Genomic DNA, 17,234 nt, shown 5'->3' with positions numbered 1-17,234 from the left:
TCCTTCACAGACAAGGAAACCCGCACTCATGAGCCGTACCAGAACAGCGTTGCTCGCTGCCTTGGTGCTCGTCGCCGGGGCCTCGGGGACGGCGGTGGCCGCCGCTCCCTCGGCGGACGCCGGCATCGCCGCGATCCCCTGCAGCGTCGACTACAAGGTGCAGAACCAGTGGGACACCGGCTTCACCGCCGCTGTCACCATCACCAACAACGGCGCCGCCAAGTCCAGTTGGGCCGCCAAGTGGTCGTACGCCGGGAACCAGAAGGTGACCAGCGGCTGGAACGCGAAGATCAGCCAGAGCGGGACCGCCGTCACGGCGGCCAACGAGACCTACAACGGGAGCCTGGCGACCGGGAGTTCGGTGAGCTTCGGCTTCAACGCCTCCTACAGCGGCACCAACGCGCTGCCGACCACCTTCACCCTCGACGGGGTGACCTGCAACGTCGACGACGGCAGCGGCGGCGGGGGAGGAGGCGGCACCACCGATCCCAGCGGGCGGGTCGACAACCCGTACGCGGGCGCCAAGGTGTACGTGAACCCCGAGTGGTCCGCGAAGGCCGCCGCCGAGACCGGTGGCAGCCGGGTCTCCAACCAGCCCACCGGCGTCTGGCTCGACCGCATCGCCGCGATCAACGGAGTCAACGGCGGGATGGGTCTGCGCGCCCACCTCGACGCGGCGCTCGCCCAGAAGGGCACCGGCCAAGAGGTCGTCCAGCTCGTCGTCTACGACCTCCCCGGGCGCGACTGCGCGGCCCTCGCCTCCAACGGTGAACTCGGCCCGACCGAGATCGGCCGCTACGAGAGCGAGTTCATCGACCCGATCGCCGCGATCCTCGCCGACAGCAAGTACGCCTCGTTGCGGATCGTCACCACGATCGAGATCGACTCGCTGCCCAACCTCGTGACCAACACCGGCAGCAAGGCCACCGCCACCGCGCAGTGCGACACGATGCTCGCCAACGGCAACTACGTGAAGGGCGTGGGCTACGCGCTGAACAAGCTCGGCGCGATCCCCAACGTCTACAACTACATCGACGCCGGACACCACGGCTGGCTCGGCTGGGACGACAACTTCGTCCCCTCCGCGAACCTCTTCTACCAGGCCGCGAACGCCGAGGGCGCGACGGTCAATGACGTGGCCGGCTTCATCACCAACACGGCCAACTACAGCGCCCTGAAGGAGAACAACTTCACCATCAACGACACCGTGGGCGGTGTCTCCGTGCGCCAGTCCAAGTGGGTCGACTGGAACCGCTACGTGGACGAGCAGTCGTACGCCCAGGCGTTCCGCAACGAGTTGGTGTCGGTGGGCTTCAACTCCGGTATCGGCATGCTGATCGACACGTCGCGCAACGGCTGGGGCGGCTCCGCCCGTCCCACCGGTCCGGGCGCGACCACCAGCGTGGACACGTACGTCGACGGTGGGCGCTACGACCGGCGGATCCAGGTCGGCAACTGGTGCAACCAGTCCGGTGCGGGCCTGGGCGAGCGTCCGCAGGCCGCTCCCGCCACCGGGATCGACGCGTACGTGTGGATGAAGCCGCCGGGGGAGTCCGACGGGTCCAGCACGGCCATCGCCAACGACGAGGGCAAGAGGTTCGACCGGATGTGCGACCCGACGTACACGGGGAACGCGCGTAACGGGAACAACATGTCGGGCGCGCTGCCGAACGCGCCGTTGTCCGGGCACTGGTTCTCGGCCCAGTTCCAGCAGCTGATGGCCAACGCCTACCCCCCGCTGTAGGACCACACCGGCACAGCCCCGCGCTCCCCACGAAAAAAGGGGGCGCGGGGTCAGCCCTGGTCCGACAGCCCTCGGCGTATCGCCGTCTCCACCACCGAGTAGGCGCCGTCGGACCGGTCCAACGCGTACGGCACCGCCGGCATCAGCGGCGGCTGGCCCATGAAGCGCGGGCGGGTGCCGTGGTGCGGCTGGGCCGCGTGGACGAGGAAGGGATGGCAGAGGTACACGTCGCCGGGGTTGCCGGTGGCGTGGGTGAGGGGGCGCCCGGCGGACGCCTCGGCCACCTTCGGGCCGAGCGTGAGCGACGAGGCGCCCCGCTCGCCGTACGGTTCCAGGACGCGGGGCACGTCGAGGTGGGAGCCGACCCGGATGCGCGTCGGGGCGTCGTCCTCGGTGACCTCGGAGTAGAGCATCAGCATCAGCAGCGCCCGGCCCCGCGAGGCCAGGTTCGCGTACGGCCACTCGTGCTCCGCGCCTTCCGCCGAGTAGCTGCCCTCGATGTGCCAGCCGGCGTCGTCCGGTTCCGTCGGGTGCGGGAAGCGCAGCGGGAAACTGCCCACCGAGTACCGGGACTGCCATCGCCCGGCGCCCACCAGCACGTCGAACGCCTCATGCAGGACAGGGGAGTTGACCGAGGCGGCGAACGGTCCCTGGGCCATGTCGCCCACCCACACCACGGGGTCCTTCCAGGTGCCGGGGTCCTCCGCGTCGTAGCCCGTCTCCCGCCACAGCAGTCGCGCGCAGTGCTCCGCGACCCGGGGCGGGAAGGCGCCCTCGATCTTCACGAAGCCGTCCTCGATGAAGCGTTCCGCCGTCGCGTCGTCCATACCGGCATGCTCGGGGACGGGTGGCCTTGGGCGCATCCGGTTTTCCGGCGCCTCTTTTTGCCGCAATTTCTTGCCGCTTCGGCAACGTCGGTGGCCGCCGGGCGGTGCGTCGGAGCAGGCTGACGGCACGCGGACGAAAGGCTGACCACCATGGCGCACGACCAGGACCATGACCACAAGCACGACCACGAGCAGGGCGACCAGCACGATCACGGGCATGGTCACGGCACCGGGCACGAGCGGAAGCCCGGCGGGGGCCGCCACCAGCACGACCACACCGCGCTCGACTGGGCCGTCATGGGTCCCCACCTGGAGAGCCAGGCGGAACTGTTCGCGCCGCTGTACGAGCGGGCCATGGCGTGGCTGGCGAAGGAGCGGACCGATCCGGGGCTGATCGTCGACGTGGGCAGCGGACCCGGGGTGGTCGCGTGTCTGTTCGCGGAGACGTTCCCGGGTGCCCGGGTCGTCGCCGTGGACGGCTCCGGGCCTCTCCTGGAGCGGGCCCGCGCCCGCGCCGACCGGCTGGGCTTCGGTGACCGCTTCAGCACGCTGACCGGTGAACTGCCGGAGGTGCTGGGGGAGTTGGACTACCCGGCCGATCTGCTGTGGGCGAGCCGCAGCCTGCACCACCTCGGTGACCAGCGTGCCGGTCTCGCCGCGTTCGCGGAGCGGCTCGCGCCCGGCGGCACCCTCGCGATCATGGAGGGCGGCCTGCCCTCCCGGTTCCTGCCCCGCGACTTCGGCATCGGCCGCCCGGGCCTGGAGGCACGGATCGACGCCATCGAGGCCGAGTGGTTCGCGCAGATGCGCGAGGAACTCCCCGGCGCCGTCACCGAGACCGAGGACTGGCCCGCCCTGATGGACTCGGCCGGCCTCAAGCACACCGGCAGCCGCAGCTTCCTCCTCGACCTGCCCGCCCCGGCCCCCGACCGCGTCCGCGCCTACGTCGCCGACCGGCTGACCCGCGTCCGTGACATCTACGGCGAGGCCATGGACGCCGAGGACCGGGCCGCCCTCGGCCGGCTCGTCGACCCGCAGGACGAGGCGAGTGTGCACCGGCGCGCCGATGTGTTCGTGCTCGCCGCGCAGACCGTGCACACGGCGGTGCGGGCCGGCTGACACGGGCCGTGATCTCGGCGGCTTGACTTCGAGCCTGCTCAAGGTGATGAACTGCCCCTCCAAAAGTGCGGAGTTCACCGACCCACGGGGGTACGACCACCATGAACGACAACTCTCACGTCGCGCTCATCACCGGCGGCGGCAGCGGGATCGGCGCCGCCGTCGCCCGTCAACTCCTCAGCGCCGGGGGCCGGGTGGCCGTCACCGGCCGCAGCGAGCAGCGGCTGTACGACTTCGCCGCCCAACTCGGTCACCCCGAGGGTCTGTTGACGATACCGGGCAGCGCCGCCGAGTACGGCGAGGTGCAGGCCGCCGTGGAGACGACGCTGAAACGCTTCGGACGGCTCGACGCGGTCGTCGCCAACGCCGGGGTCGCCACGCACGACGCGGTGGCCGACGGCGACCCGGCCGGCTGGACCGAGATGGTGCTGACCAACGTGCTCGGTCCCGCCCTGCTGATCCGGGCGTCCGTCGACGCGCTGAAGCAGACGCACGGCCGGATCGTGCTGATCGGCAGCGTCGCCGGGTTCGTGCACACCCCCGGCAACATCTACGGCGCCACCAAGTGGGCGATGACCGGCCTCGCCGAGAACACCCGGCGCCAGGTCACGGAGTTCGGCATCGGGGTGACCCTCGTCGCTCCGGGCCGGGTGGAGACCCCGTTCTGGGACGGCAACGGCAGCCTGCCGCCCGGCCGGCTGCTCACCGCCGACCACATCGCCGACACGATCCTGTGGGCGATCCGTCAGCCCGCAGGCGTCGACATCAACACCGTCGTCGTACGGCCGGTCGGCCAGCCCAACTGACGAGGCCGGCCCGACTGACGTGGGGGCGGCCCAACTGCCGCACGGGTGAGGCCCGTTGCCGCCCCTGCATGCGGCAACGGGCCTCTTCTCCCCTCCCGGGTCAGTTGTTGGCGAGGAACTGCTGCGCCAACTGGTCGCCCAGCGAGACCGCCGCGCTGTGGCTCTCGATGGGGGACACCGTCGAGTTCTTGAACAGGATGTACGTCACGCCGGAGTCGGCGCCGCCGGTCGCCGGGTCGGGGTCGATGCCGAGGGCCTTGGCGGTGGCGTAGGAGGCCTCGCCGATGATGTTGGTGGGGCCGGTGTCGCCGACGACGGCGTACTCGACCTTGTTGTTGTAGATCACGGCGACCACGCCGCCGCCCTTGATGCCGTAGCTGGAGTACTTCCAGATGCTGCTGGAGCTGGGCACCACGATGTACGGGAGGGAATCCGCCTTCAGGGGCTGGCCGTTGGACTGGTGGAACGCGGTGTCGTCCTGGTACCAGGGGTCGGCGTTCTCGTTGCAGTTCGTGGTGCGCTGGCCGTCGCAGTCGATGTCCATGTCGGCCTTCCAGAACACGGCGCCGTTCTTGCCGCAGACCGGAATGGTGGCCGAAGTCTCGTCGTCCGTACGGTACTTGCCGTTCGATATCTGCGAGCAGGACGTCACCTTGGCGAGCAGACTGGCCGCGCTGACCGAGCCCTCCTGGGCCGACTTGGGGGTGGCGCCGGAGGCACTCGCGGGGAGCACTCCGGCGGCGAGCAGCGCGGCACCTGAGGCCGCGGCGAGGGTCAGTGTTCGCATGCGCACTGTGGGGGACCCTTCTGTTAGGAAAGTTTCCTTACCGGGTGCGCAACAAGGTGCCCCCTCTGCATGCCCGCGTCAAGACCCTGGTACGAACCAAGTGGCCCAGTGGCGGGGAAGCGCGGGGAAAGCGAAGCGCCCCGGAGCCGCGGGGCTCCGGGGCGCTCGAACCGGTCTGGGATCAGGCCGGGTTGAACGTCGACGGGTCCGGACCCAGCCGCCGGTCCTCGTTGAGCGCGCTGATCGCCGCGAGGTCCTCGGTGTCCAGGCTGAAGTCGAAGACCTCGATGTTCTCCTTGATCCGCGACGGCGTCACGGACTTGGGGATCACCACGTTGCCCAGCTGGATGTGCCAGCGCAGCACGATCTGGGCCGGGGTGCGGCCGTGCTTCTGGGCGATGGCCACGATCGCCGGGACCTCCAGCAGGCCCTTGCCCGAGCCGAGCGGCGACCAGGCCTCGGTCGCGATGCCCTGCTCCGCGTGGTACTCGCGGGCCGCGAGCTGCTGGAGCTGCGGGTGCAGCTCGATCTGGTCGACCGCCGGGATGGCCGAGGTCTCCGCGATCAGCCGGGCCAGGTGGTCGGGCTCGAAGTTGGAGACACCGATGGCGCGCACGCGGCCGTCCGCGTACAGCTTCTCGAACGCCTTGTAGCTGTCGACGTAGGTGCCCCGCGGCGCGGCCGGCCAGTGGATCAGGTACAGGTCGAGGTAGTCCAGGCCGAGCTTCTCCAGCGACACGTCGAAGGCGCGCAGCGTGGCGTCGTACCCCTGGTCGCTGTTCCAGAGCTTGGTGGTGACGAAGAGGTCCTCGCGCGGGACGCCGGACGCGGCGATCGCCCTTCCGGTGCCCTCTTCGTTGCCGTAGATCGCGGCTGTGTCGATGCTGCGGTACCCGGACTCCAGTGCGACGGCCACCGCCCGCTCCGCCTCGTCGTCCGGCACCTGCCAGACGCCGAAGCCCAGCTGGGGCATCTCTACACCGTTGTTGAGGATGATCGGGGGGACCTTGCTGCTCACGAGCTCTCGATCCTTCAGTCGTCGGGTGGTACTCATATCGTCAACGATCACGGGCCGTACCGCATTCCTGACCGCGAAATCCGTCCGGACACGCCGCCTGATCGATGCCCTCGGGCGAAGATTGGCGAGAAATGCATCCGACCTTTTCGGTCCGGACCATTGACCGCGGACCGTCGTGCCGCAACTCTGAAACACGCCGCCGGACGTGTGCGTGAACACGATACGTACCTGTGAACGTTTGTGCCTGTCGGGCCTCCGGGGAAGTACTTCCCCGGACGAGCGTGTCTGCGCACAGCGGCAGGTCACTCTCCAGGTTTCTGTAGCCAGCACATCGTATGCAGGAAACATCGGATGAAAAGGTGTGGCGAAGGCCTCGTTGACCCGGGCGCACAGGACGCTCTGGACGGCGGCGGCCCGCGATGCCTCCTCGCCCTCACCAACTGATCAGTCGGTCAATAGACCGGGAAAGGGAGGAACATGGGACGCCGACGTCTGCGCACGGGCCTGACCGCCGCGGCCCTCGCCACCGTCACCCTGAGCGGAGCGGCCCCACCGCTCGCGACGGCGGTCACGGCGAGCCGGCCGGCCGCCGCGCCCGACTGGTCCGTGGCCGTCGTCGACTCCACGGCGGCCCGCTACACACCGAGCACCATCGGCGGCTGGTCGTACCCGGTCGGCCTCTACCTCTACGGCCAGTACCTCACCTACAGGCGCACCCACGACCCCCGCTACCTGGCCTACATCAAGAGCTACGTCGACCGCTTCGTGAAGAGCGACGGCTCGATCGACCAGTCCTTCGACAGCCTCGACAGCATGCAGGCCGGCCGCCTCCTGGTGGTCCTCCACCACGAGACCGGCCAGGACCGCTACCGCAAGGCCGCCCAGAAGATCCGCGACCGCCTCGACACCTACCCGCGCACGAGTGACGGCGGCTTCTGGCACGCCGACAGCAGCAGCCGCGCCCATCAACTCTGGGCGGACGGCGTCTACATGGTGAACCCGTTCCTCGTCGAGTACGGCAAGGAGTTCGGCGACAGCGCGTACACCGACGACGAGGCGTCCCGGCAGCTGTACGTCTACGGCAGTCATCTCCAGGTAGCGGGCGGCCTGTTGAGGCACGCCTACGACGAGTCCCGCACCGCGAGTTGGGCCGATCCCGGCACCGGACTCGCGCCGGAGCACTGGTGCCGCGCGGTCGGCTGGTACGCGATGGCCGTCACGGACGTCCTCGACGCGCTCCCCGCCGGCCATCCGCGACGGCCTCAACTCCTGGCCATCTTCCGCTCGTTGGCGGCCGGGCTGGAGAAGTACCAGGACCCGGCGACCGGGCGGTGGTTCCAGATCATGGACAAGGGCGGCCGGAGCGACAACTGGACCGAGACGTCCTGCTCCAGCATGTTCGCCTACGCCCTCTCGCGCGGCGCACAGCGGGGCTATCTGGACCGGCACTACGCCGATGTCGCCCGGCGCGGCTACGAGGGCGTCCTCGCGAAGCTCTCGGTCGGCACCGACGGCCGCACGGACCTGGCCGGCATCTCCGTCGGCACGAACGTCGGCGACTACGCGTACTACGCCGCGCGCACCCGGGCCACGAACGACCTCCACGGCCTGGGCGCCTTCCTGATCATGAACGAACAACTGCGAGGTGATTAGTGTCATGAGCACGTCCAGAAGGGCGGTGCTCGGCGCCGCTCTAGGCGGAGCCGCCGGCGCGGCGGCCGGCCTCACGCCCGCCACGCCCGCTCACGCGGCCTCCTGGCAGCAGAAGTGGGCACCGACCGCGAGCGGCGACGGCCTCGGCGCCTTCGAGACCGTCGAGGACGACCGTGCCGACTCGCACCCGGCGGGCCACCCGCACATCCTCCCCACCGGGGACAACTGGCGTTTCACCATGCACACGGTCGACCGCGACACCTCGACCGACCGGCAGCGCCAGGAGGTCACCGGGCTGCGCACCGGAAGCGGCAGCTACCTCAAGTGGACCCGGGGGCAGACCTGGCGGATCACGTACTCGATGTACATCCCCAGCTCCCTGAAGGCGACCACGACCTTCACGCACATCATGCAGATGAAGCAGCCCGGCGACGGCACCTCGCCGATCGTCGTGCAGTCGCTGCGGCGGGTGAACGGGGCGCAGACCATCGAGCTGGACCTGCCGATCGCCGGTGTCCTGGTCGGCCGTACCGACCTCGGTCCGCTGCACGACCGCTGGACCGACGTCGACTTCCGGATCACGGTCGCCGACGGCACGGCCGGTTCGGTCCGCTGGATCCTCAACTCCGGCTCCACGACCGTGATCGACACGTCGAGAACTGGCGTCGACACCTTCCTCGCCGACCGGGTCCGCCCCAAGTGGGGCATCTACCGCTCTCTCGGCGACACCTCCGGGTCCCTTCAGGACACCTACCTCCTGCTCACCGATCTCCGCGGCCACCAGCTCGTGTGAGGAGCCCGTGCCATGAGACCCCCCACCGGATTTCGCATGAAACCCCCGATGTACAAGCGCAGTTGGGCGGCGAGCATGTTCTTCGCGTTCACCGTCGTCCTCGGCCTCGCCCACCCCTCGGCCCTCGCGGCGGCACCGCCCGCACCGCACGCCGCCGTGTACGACGTACGCGACTACGGCGCCAAGGGCGACGGGTCCGCCAACGACACCCCGGCCGTCAACAGGGCCATCACGGCGGCCAACGCGGCGGGCGGCGGCACGGTCCGCTTCCCCGCGGGCACCTACAAGTCCAAGAACACCATCCACATGAAGAGCGACGTGACGCTCCAGGTGGACACGGGCGCCACGATCCAGGGCTCGTCCGCGGACACCTACGACGCCCCCGAGTCCAACCCGGACGACCAGTACCAGGACTACGGGCACAGCCACTTCCACGACGCGATGATCTACGGCGACCGGCTCACGGACATCGGCTTCGTCGGCGGCGGGGTCATCGACGGACTGGGCAACCTGATCACCGGCAACCCCGAGCCGGGCGAGGCCGACAAGATCCTGTCGCTGACCCGCTGCGACGGACTGCGCATCGGTGACGGCCTCACCCTGCGCCGGGGCGGCCACTTCGCCGCGCTGATCAACGGCTGCACGAACGTCACCTCGGACCACCTGACCATCGATACCGCGAGCGACCGCGACGGCTGGAACATCATCTCCACGACGAACGTCACCGTCACCAACGCCAGCATCAGGGCGAACGACGACGCCCTCGTCTTCAAGAGCGACTACGCGCTCGGCGCGAAACTCCCCAACGGCCATGTGCGGGTGAGCGATTCGTATCTGTCGGCCAAGTGCTGCAACGCGCTCATGTTCGGCTCCGAGACCTGCGGGGACTTCTCCGACTACCAGTTCGCGAAGATCCGCATCGAGGGCGCCGACAAGTCCGGCCTCGGCATGGTCTCCATGGACGGCGCGAATATCTCCGACGTCCACTACCGCGACATCACCATGACCGGCGTCCACTCACCGATCATGGAGAAGATAGGCACGCGCAGGCGCTGCGGCGACAGTCCTGGGGTCGGTTCGATCAGCGACGTGACGTACGACGACATCACGGCCACCGGCAACAGCCCGTCCTTCAGCCCGACCCTGTGGGGCGAGAGCGGCCACCGGATCAGCGGGATCACCTTCACGAACGTCCACATCACCGTCCCCGGCGGCAACGGCACCATGTCCACCGGCGTGCCGGGCAACGACCCCAAGGACTACAACCCGAAGGCCATCGGCACCCGGCCGGCCTACGGCTGGTACCTGCACAACGCCGACACCGTCCACTTCACCGACAGCTCGGTGAAGTTCGCGGCGAACGACGGCCGCCCCGCGGTCATCGCCAACGCGGCGAGCGGTGTCCGGTTCTCCGGCTTCACCGCCCAGCGCGGTACGAACTCGCCCTACGACCTGGGCTTCCAGGACGTGGACGGCTACTGCGTCACCGGCGCCGGCGCCCCACGCGTGTCCAGCACCGGTTCCACGGAGAACTGCGCGACCGGAGGGGCCAGGGGGACCGGGGTGACAGGAGCGACCGCCGCGACCGCGAGCACTCGCCTGCCCGGTGCCGCCGCCCGCCCGCTCGACCTGGAGAACCCCCGCCAGGACTTCCTCCGGGGCTCGGTCGGCGGCCTCTTCCTCCACTGGGGCCTGCACACCGCGCCCGCCCACACCAGTTGCGGCGCCTGGGAGAGCGATGTCACGTCCGGCGGCTGGACCCCCGACTACTGGATCGACGAGGCCCGGAAACTGCACACCCAGTACCTCGTCCTGGCGACGTTCCACAGCCGCCTCGGCTACGCCCGCCCCTGGCCGTCCGGCATCCCCGGATCGTGTTCCACCCGGCGGGACTTCCTCGGTGAGCTGATCACCGCCGCGAAGGCCAAGGGCATGAAGGTCATCCTCTACATGACCGACGACCCGCAGTGGCACGACGAGGGCGGGCACGAATGGCTCGACTCGGCCGCCTACTCCGCCTACAAGGGCAAGAGCGTCGACCTGACCACCCGCGACGGCTTCGGGCAGTTCAGCTACGACAACTTCTTCGAGGTCATGGACCGCTATCCCGACCTCGGCGGCTTCTGGATCGACAACGACAACGCGTACTGGGAGAGCCACGACCTCTACCGGCAGATCTACCAGAAGCGCCCCGCCTGCACGCTCAGCAACAACAACGAAGACACCCCGATCATGGACATGATCAGCAATGAGCAGAAGACGGGGATGACCCCGGCCTACGACTACCCGCAGGCCGTCTACACCGCCCAACCCCGCCTGACCGAGGCCGACTTCAAACTGCCCTCGACCGGAGCCTGGTGGTACGACGGCTCCGACCCGGCCGTCGACCGGAGGCTCACCCTCGGCCGCCTCGTCACCAACGCCGGCTCCTCCGTCAAGGCGCCCACGGCGTCACCACCGTCAACCGCACCGACCCCGACCTCCAGTACATCCACGTCCTGACCCCGCCCAGCACCAGCACGCTGCGCATCCGCGACAACGGCTACCGCATCGCCTCCGTCACCAACCTCCGTACCGGAGAAGCGATTTCGTGGTCCCAGTCCGGCGGGGTGCTCACCCTCAGCGGCCTCGGCGGCTGGGACCCGTACGACACCGTCTTCAAGGTCACCACCGCCGGCCGGCAGGGCATCCTGTCCGGCGTCACCGTGAGCGCGAGCGCCTCGGCGAGCGGCCACGCGGGCTCGGCGGCGGGGGACGGCGACCACCTCACCTACTGGGACAACGGCAAGACCCTCCCCGTCACCCTCACCTTCGACCTGGGCAGTGCGAAGAAGGTGCGGTACATCGGGCTCAACCAGCGCGAGGACTCCGTCGCCTACGCCCGTTCCGACACCGAGCAGTCGGCGCGGATCAAGGCGTACAAGGTGTTCCTGAGCAACGACGGCACCACCTGGGGGAGCGCGGTCAAGACCGGCGAGATGCCAAGTCGGCGCGGAATCCAGGGGATTGACCTCACCGCGGCCACCGCGCGCTACGTCCGTCTCGAAGTCGACTCCACCTGGGCCGCCGCCACCGACACCACCCGCTACCAGCGGCTGCGCATCGACGAGGCGTGGATCGGCACGTCCTACGCGACGCCCGCGACGGCCTTCACCCCGAGGTTGGACAACGGCCGGTCGCAGCGCCCCGCCATGGGCTGGAGCAGCTGGAGCCACGTCCGCCGCACGCCCACCGAGGCGAAGATCAAGGCCCAGGCCGACGCCATGGTGGCGAGCGGCCTCAAGAACCACGGCTTCGTGTACGTCAACCTCGACGACTTCTGGCAGAAGTGCGACGCGAACGGCTTCACCGTCGACTCCTACGGCCGCTGGGCCGTCGACCCGGCCAAGTTCCCGTCCGGGATCAAGGCGCTGGCCGACCACGTCCACTCCAGGGGACTGAAGTTCGGCTTCTACGTCACCCCCGGCATCGCCAGGAACGCCGTCACCGCGAACACCCCGATCGAGGGCACGCCGTACCACGCGAAGGACATCGCGGACACGTCGAGGACGGAGAAGAACTACAACTGCAAGAACATGTACTACATCGACTACGGGAAGCCGGGCGCACAGGAGTTCGTCGACTCGTGGGCGAGGCAGTTCGCGTCGTGGGGCGTCGACTACCTGAAGATCGACGGTGTGGGCGGCGCCGACATCCCCGACGTCCAGGCCTGGGACAAGGCGCTGCGCGCGACCGGCCGTCCCATCGACTTCGCGCTCTCCAACAGCCTACCGATCGCGGACGCGGCCATCTGGCGCCGGTACGCGAACAGTTGGCGCACCCAGGGCGACGTCGAGTGCTACTGCGGTCCGGGCGCCAACGGCAGCGGCTATCCGCTCACCGACTGGTCGCACGTCTCCGCGCGCTTCGACACCGCCGCGTCCTGGCAGCCGTACGCCGGGCCGGGCGGCTGGAACGACCTGGACTCGCTGGAGGTCGGCAACGGCGACCAGGTGGGGCTGACCGCCGACCAGCGGCGCTCCCACTTCACCCTGTGGGCGATGGCGGGCTCACCCCTGCTGCTCGGCACCGACCTCACCCACCTCGACACCGTCGACACGGCGATGCTCACCAACGACCGCCTCATCGGCGTCGACCAGGACGGCGTCGCCGCGCGACGCGTCGTGAACAGCGGTGTCAAGCAGGCATGGAGCAAACGCGAGAGCGACGGCGCCCATGTGGTCGCGCTGTTCAACACCGGTACCTCCGGGAGCGCGACGGTCTCCGTGAACTGGTCGCAGGTCGGCTTCACCGGCACCGGCGACGTCACCGACCTCTGGTCCGGCTCCCACAAGGGCACGATCGCCGACGCGTACAGCGCGACACTGCGGCCGGGCGAGACCCGTCTGATCCATGTGAACCCGGTCAACAGCAGCCTGAGGGGGCGGTCATGACACGCGAAGGAAGGCTCGCACGGGGCGCATGGGGTCTCTCCCTGGTCCTCGCCCTGCCGCTCGCCGGACTCACCGGCGCCACCGCGCACGCGGCGAGCACCGACTACCAGGCCGAGGACGCCACCGTCGTCCAGGGCACCGTCGCCACCAACCACACCGGCTACACGGGCACCGGTTTCGTCGACTACACCAACGTCACCGGTTCCTCTGTGGAGTTCACGGTGAACGCGGCCGGCACCGGCACCGCACCGGTCGCCCTGCGCTACGCCAACGGCACCGCCGTGGACCGCCCGATGGACATCTCCGTCGACGGCACGGTCGTAGCGCCCGCGGTCTCCTTCCCGGCGACCGCCGACTGGAACACCTGGGCCACGAAGACCGTGAACGTCCCGCTGACGGCCGGCACCGACAGGATCCGGGCGACCGCGACCACCGCGAACGGCGGCCCCAACCTCGACCGCATCAGCGTCGGCACCGCGACCGACGGCCAGGCCCCGACCCGTCCCGGCCCGCCGAGCTGCTCGGACATCGGCGAGAACGGCCTCACCCTCACCTGGGGCGCCTCCACCGACGACGTGGGCGTCACGGCGTACGACCTCTACGAGCACGGCAACAAGATCGCTGAGGCGGCCGGGAGTTCGACCAGCAAGGCCCTCACCGGACTCGCCCCGAATACCACCTACGACCTCACCGTCATCGCCCGGGACGCGGCCGGGAACACCTCACCCGCCAGCCCGGTCGTCGACTGCACGACCGAACCCAGCTCCGACACCACCCCGCCCACCGCCCCCGGCACCCTGTCGGCCGCCGACATCACGGCGGACTCGGCCGCCCTCACCTGGGGCGCCTCCACCGACGACCGTGCGGTCGTCGCCTACGACATCCGCAGCGGGGACACCGTCTACAAGACGGTCACCACCGGCACCTCCACCACCCTCACCGGCCTCGCCTGCAACAGCCGGTACACCCTGGACACCGTCGCCCGGGACGCGGCCGGCAACGTCTCCGCGCCGAGCAACACCGTCACCTTCACCACGAAGGCCTGCGCGACCGACGGCGGTGTCCCCTCGTCGATCGCCACGCTCTCCAGCGGCTGGACCATCCCGTGGGGCACCTCCTGGATGCCCGACGGCCAGAGCGCCCTCGTCACCGAGCGGGACGACTTCAAGGTCTGGAAGACCACCAAGGACGGCACCAGGACCCAGGTCGGCACCGTGCCGAACACGGTCACCACCAACGGCGAGGGCGGCCTCCTCGGCGTCGCCGTCGACCCGAAGTGGGCCACCGACCACTACGTGTACTTCATGCACACCGCGTCCGAGGGCAACCGCGTCGTCCGCATGACGTACGACGGCACCACCCTCACCGGCTACACCGTCCTCCTCCAGGGCATCAAGAAGAACCGCTACCACAACGGCGGCCGCCTCGCCTTCGGCCCCGACGGCTACCTCTACGTCTCCACCGGCGAGGCCCAGACCCCCGACCTCGCCCAGGACAAGACCTCCCTCAACGGCAAGATCCTGCGCATGACGACGGACGGCAGGCCGGCCCCCGGCAACCCGTTCGGCACCTACGTCTACTCGTACGGCCACCGCAACCCGCAGGGCCTCGCCTTCGACCGCAACGGCCGGCTGTGGGAAGCCGAGTTCGGCAACAGCTCCAAGGACGAGCTCAACCTCATCAAGCCGGGCGCGAACTACGGCTGGCCCACCTGCGAAGGGACGTGCGGCGTCGCCGGCATGACCAACCCGAAGGCCACCTGGAACGTCGACGAGGCCTCGCCCAGCGGGATCGCCATCGTCCGCAACGTCGTCTACATGGCGTCCCTGCGCGGCGAACGCCTCTGGCGCGTCCCCATCAACGGCGACACCGAGACCGTCGGCACCCCGACCGCGTACTACGTCGGAACCTACGGCCGGCTGCGCACGGTCACCAAGGTCCCCGGCGCCGACCGGCTGTGGCTGACCACCACCAACTGCGACAACAACGGCAACCAGCCCGCCGGCTCGGACAAGCTCTTCCGCGTCGACATCGGCTAGACAGAAGGGAGTTCAGGCCCGGTACAGCGCCTCGACCTCGTTCGCGTACGTGTTCTCGATGGCCTTGCGCTTCAGCTTCAGCGACGGGGTCAGCAGACCGTGTTCCTCGGTGAAGGGCTGGGCCAGTATCCGGAACGTGCGGATCGACTCGGCCTGCGAGACCAGGGTGTTGGCGGCGACCACCGCGCGCCGCACCTCGGTCTCCAGGTCGGCGTCCCGCACCAGCTCGGCCGGCGACAGCTGCGGCTTGCCCCGCATGGTCAGCCAGTGCTCGACGGCCTCGTGGTCGAGGGTGACCAGGGCGGCGATGTAGGGGCGGTCGTTGCCGACGACGATGCACTGCGAGACCAGCGGATGGTCCCGCACCCGCTCCTCCAGCAGCCCGGGCGCGACGCTCTTGCCGCCGGAGGTCACCAGGATCTCCTTCTTGCGCCCGGTGATGGTGAGATAGCCGTCCTCGTCGAGCGAGCCCAGGTCCCCGGTGGCGAGCCAGCCGTCGTGCAGGGTCTCGTCGGTGGCCTTCTGGTTGTTGAGGTACCCGTGGAAGACGTTCGGGCCGTTGAGCCAGATCTCGCCGTCGTCCGCGATGTGCACGGTGACACCGGGGATGGCCTGGCCGACCGTGCCGTAGCGGGTCCGCTCGGGCGGGTTGGCGGTCGCCGCCGCCGTCGACTCGGTGAGGCCGTAGCCCTCGTAGATCTGGACGCCCGCGCCCGCGAAGAACAGTCCGAGACGGCGGTCCATGGCCGACCCGCCGGACATGGCGTTGCGGATACGGCCCCCCATGGCGGCCCGCACCTTGGAGTAGACGAGTTTGTCGAAGAGCTGGTGCTGCATGCGCAGGGCCGCCGACGGGCCCGGGCCGATGCCCCACGCCTTCGCCTCGATCGCGTCCGCGTACTTCACCGCGACCTCGACGGCCTTCTCGAACGGACCGGACTTGCCGTCCTTCTCGGCCTTGCGGCGGGCCGCGTTGAAGACCTTCTCGAAGATGTACGGCACGGCCAGGATGAACGTCGGCCTGAAGGCGACGAGGTCGGGCAGCAGCGCTGCCGCGTTCAGCTGGGGCTGGTGGCCGAAACGGACCCCGCCGCGGATCGCCGCGACCTCCACCATCCGCCCGAAGACGTGCGCCAGCGGCAGGAACAGCAGCGTCGCCGCCTCGTCGCCCCGCTTCGAGTGGAAGACGGACTCCCAGGAGTCGATGACCGTGTCCGCCTCGTACATGAAGTTGCCGTGCGTGATGACACAGCCCTTGGGCCTGCCCGTGGTGCCCGAGGTGTAGATGACCGTCGCGGTCGAGTCCGGGGTGACGGCCTGGCGGTGCCGGTGCACCACCTCGTCCTCGATGTGCGCGCCGGCGTCGTACAGCTCCTGCACGGCACCGGTGTCGAGCTGCCACAGCTGGTGCAGCGCGGGGAGCCGGTCGATGACGGTGGCGATGGTCATCGCGTGGTCCTCGTGCTCGACCATCGCCGCCGAGACCTGCGCGTCGTGCAGCATCCAGAAGCACTGCTCGGCCGACGACGTCGGGTAGATCGGCACCACGTGGGCGCCGATCGTCCACAGCGCGAAGTCGAACAGCGTCCACTCGTAGCGGGTGCGGGACATGATCGCGACCCGGTCGCCGAAGCGGACGCCCCGCGCGAGCAGTCCCTTGGCGAGCGCGAGGACCTCGTCACGGAACTCGGCGGCGGTCACGTCCCGCCACTCGTCCTGTTCGTCCTTGCGGCCGAGGGAGACATGGAGGGGGTCGTCCTGGGCACGTTCGAAGACGACGTCGGCCAGACCGCCCACCGGCGGTGCCAACGCCAACGGAGGGTTGTTGAACTCGCGCAAACCCCGCTCCCCGATCCTGTTGGCACTCCCCTTCAGCGCGGTGAAAGCTACCCCACGGGACAGGAGGGCGGGAGGGGGTCGGAATCCGGGACGTTCGACCGTCCGTACTGGTCAGCGGTGGAAAATGCCCGCACAAGGGGAAGGGCCGGACAGAAATCCTTACGGTTCCGTAGGTT

At 69.4% G+C, this 17,234-nt stretch carries 10 protein-coding genes and 1 pseudogene; 7 read left to right on the top strand and 4 right to left on the bottom strand.

Annotation, left to right across the window (positions count from 1 at the left end):
* Nucleotides 1-28: 28 nt before the first annotated feature.
* Entirely contained in the window at nucleotides 29-1,744 is a 1,716-nt protein-coding gene (locus ACIPTO_RS02150; protein ID WP_401188690.1) for a glycoside hydrolase family 6 protein, read from the top strand.
* Between the two features lie 50 nt (nucleotides 1,745-1,794).
* Here ACIPTO_RS02150 and ACIPTO_RS02145 read toward each other — a convergent pair whose 3' ends face one another.
* Nucleotides 1,795-2,571 carry a phytanoyl-CoA dioxygenase family protein gene (locus ACIPTO_RS02145; protein ID WP_401188686.1) on the bottom strand — a complete coding sequence of 259 codons (777 nt, stop codon included), beginning with the start codon at nucleotides 2,569-2,571 and terminating at the stop codon, nucleotides 1,795-1,797.
* A gap of 150 nt (nucleotides 2,572-2,721) precedes the next feature.
* Between ACIPTO_RS02145 and ACIPTO_RS02140 the strand changes: the two genes are divergently transcribed.
* Together ACIPTO_RS02140 and ACIPTO_RS02135 are read left to right on the top strand one after the other, a co-directional pair.
* A complete protein-coding gene (locus ACIPTO_RS02140; RefSeq protein WP_401188683.1) occupies nucleotides 2,722-3,690 on the top strand; it encodes a class I SAM-dependent methyltransferase in 969 nt (322 codons plus the stop codon).
* A 101-nt stretch (nucleotides 3,691-3,791) separates the two neighbouring features.
* Nucleotides 3,792-4,496 (top strand): SDR family oxidoreductase, encoded by a 705-nt coding sequence (locus tag ACIPTO_RS02135; protein ID WP_366311506.1) that lies wholly within the window; start codon nucleotides 3,792-3,794, stop codon nucleotides 4,494-4,496.
* 100 nt (nucleotides 4,497-4,596) lie between these two features.
* On the opposite strand, the gene ACIPTO_RS02130 is transcribed toward ACIPTO_RS02135, so the two are convergent.
* A complete protein-coding gene (locus ACIPTO_RS02130) occupies nucleotides 4,597-5,289 on the bottom strand; it encodes a glycoside hydrolase family 75 protein (RefSeq protein WP_366311504.1) in 693 nt (230 codons plus the stop codon).
* A 175-nt stretch (nucleotides 5,290-5,464) separates the two neighbouring features.
* Nucleotides 5,465-6,301 (bottom strand): aldo/keto reductase, encoded by an 837-nt coding sequence (locus ACIPTO_RS02125; RefSeq protein ID WP_401188679.1) that lies wholly within the window; start codon nucleotides 6,299-6,301, stop codon nucleotides 5,465-5,467.
* A gap of 477 nt (nucleotides 6,302-6,778) precedes the next feature.
* Between ACIPTO_RS02125 and ACIPTO_RS02120 the strand changes: the two genes are divergently transcribed.
* The 4 genes and pseudogenes from ACIPTO_RS02120 to ACIPTO_RS02105 all read left to right on the top strand — a co-directional run bounded on the left by ACIPTO_RS02120 (nucleotide 6,779) and on the right by ACIPTO_RS02105 (nucleotide 15,219).
* Nucleotides 6,779-7,954: a glycoside hydrolase family 105 protein gene (locus ACIPTO_RS02120; protein WP_401188676.1), complete on the top strand. Its 1,176-nt coding sequence runs from the start codon at nucleotides 6,779-6,781 to the stop codon at nucleotides 7,952-7,954.
* Nucleotides 7,955-7,958: 4 nt separating this feature from the next.
* On the top strand, nucleotides 7,959-8,747 hold the full coding sequence (locus ACIPTO_RS02115) for a Tat pathway signal sequence domain protein (RefSeq protein WP_401188674.1): 789 nt from the start codon (nucleotides 7,959-7,961) through the stop codon (nucleotides 8,745-8,747).
* 156 nt (nucleotides 8,748-8,903) lie between these two features.
* Nucleotides 8,904-13,159: pseudogene (locus tag ACIPTO_RS02110) on the top strand (discoidin domain-containing protein); the annotation flags it as partial.
* A gap of 17 nt (nucleotides 13,160-13,176) precedes the next feature.
* Entirely contained in the window at nucleotides 13,177-15,219 is a 2,043-nt protein-coding gene (locus ACIPTO_RS02105) for a PQQ-dependent sugar dehydrogenase (RefSeq protein ID WP_401188671.1), read from the top strand.
* Between the two features lie 12 nt (nucleotides 15,220-15,231).
* On the opposite strand, the gene ACIPTO_RS02100 is transcribed toward ACIPTO_RS02105, so the two are convergent.
* The gene (locus tag ACIPTO_RS02100) at nucleotides 15,232-17,058 is read right to left on the bottom strand and encodes an AMP-dependent synthetase/ligase (protein WP_401188668.1); all 1,827 of its coding nucleotides are present in this window, start codon (nucleotides 17,056-17,058) and stop codon (nucleotides 15,232-15,234) included.
* Nucleotides 17,059-17,234 lie beyond the last annotated feature (176 nt).

Origin of the sequence: Streptomyces sp. NPDC090083 (assembly GCF_044747445.1) — a bacterium.
Taxonomy (GTDB): domain Bacteria; phylum Actinomycetota; class Actinomycetes; order Streptomycetales; family Streptomycetaceae; genus Streptomyces.
Note: the sequence above shows the minus strand (reverse complement) of the source record. Positions and strands in the feature narration are given on the sequence as shown.

Coding starts and splice junctions, on each gene's coding strand:
- ACIPTO_RS02150 (WP_401188690.1), top strand. CDS start 29: ATGAGCCGTACCAGAACAGCGTTGCTCGCTGCCTTGGTGCTCGTCGCC.
- ACIPTO_RS02145 (WP_401188686.1), bottom strand. CDS start 2,571: ATGGACGACGCGACGGCGGAACGCTTCATCGAGGACGGCTTCGTGAAG.
- ACIPTO_RS02140 (WP_401188683.1), top strand. CDS start 2,722: ATGGCGCACGACCAGGACCATGACCACAAGCACGACCACGAGCAGGGC.
- ACIPTO_RS02135 (WP_366311506.1), top strand. CDS start 3,792: ATGAACGACAACTCTCACGTCGCGCTCATCACCGGCGGCGGCAGCGGG.
- ACIPTO_RS02120 (WP_401188676.1), top strand. CDS start 6,779: ATGGGACGCCGACGTCTGCGCACGGGCCTGACCGCCGCGGCCCTCGCC.
- ACIPTO_RS02115 (WP_401188674.1), top strand. CDS start 7,959: ATGAGCACGTCCAGAAGGGCGGTGCTCGGCGCCGCTCTAGGCGGAGCC.
- ACIPTO_RS02105 (WP_401188671.1), top strand. CDS start 13,177: ATGACACGCGAAGGAAGGCTCGCACGGGGCGCATGGGGTCTCTCCCTG.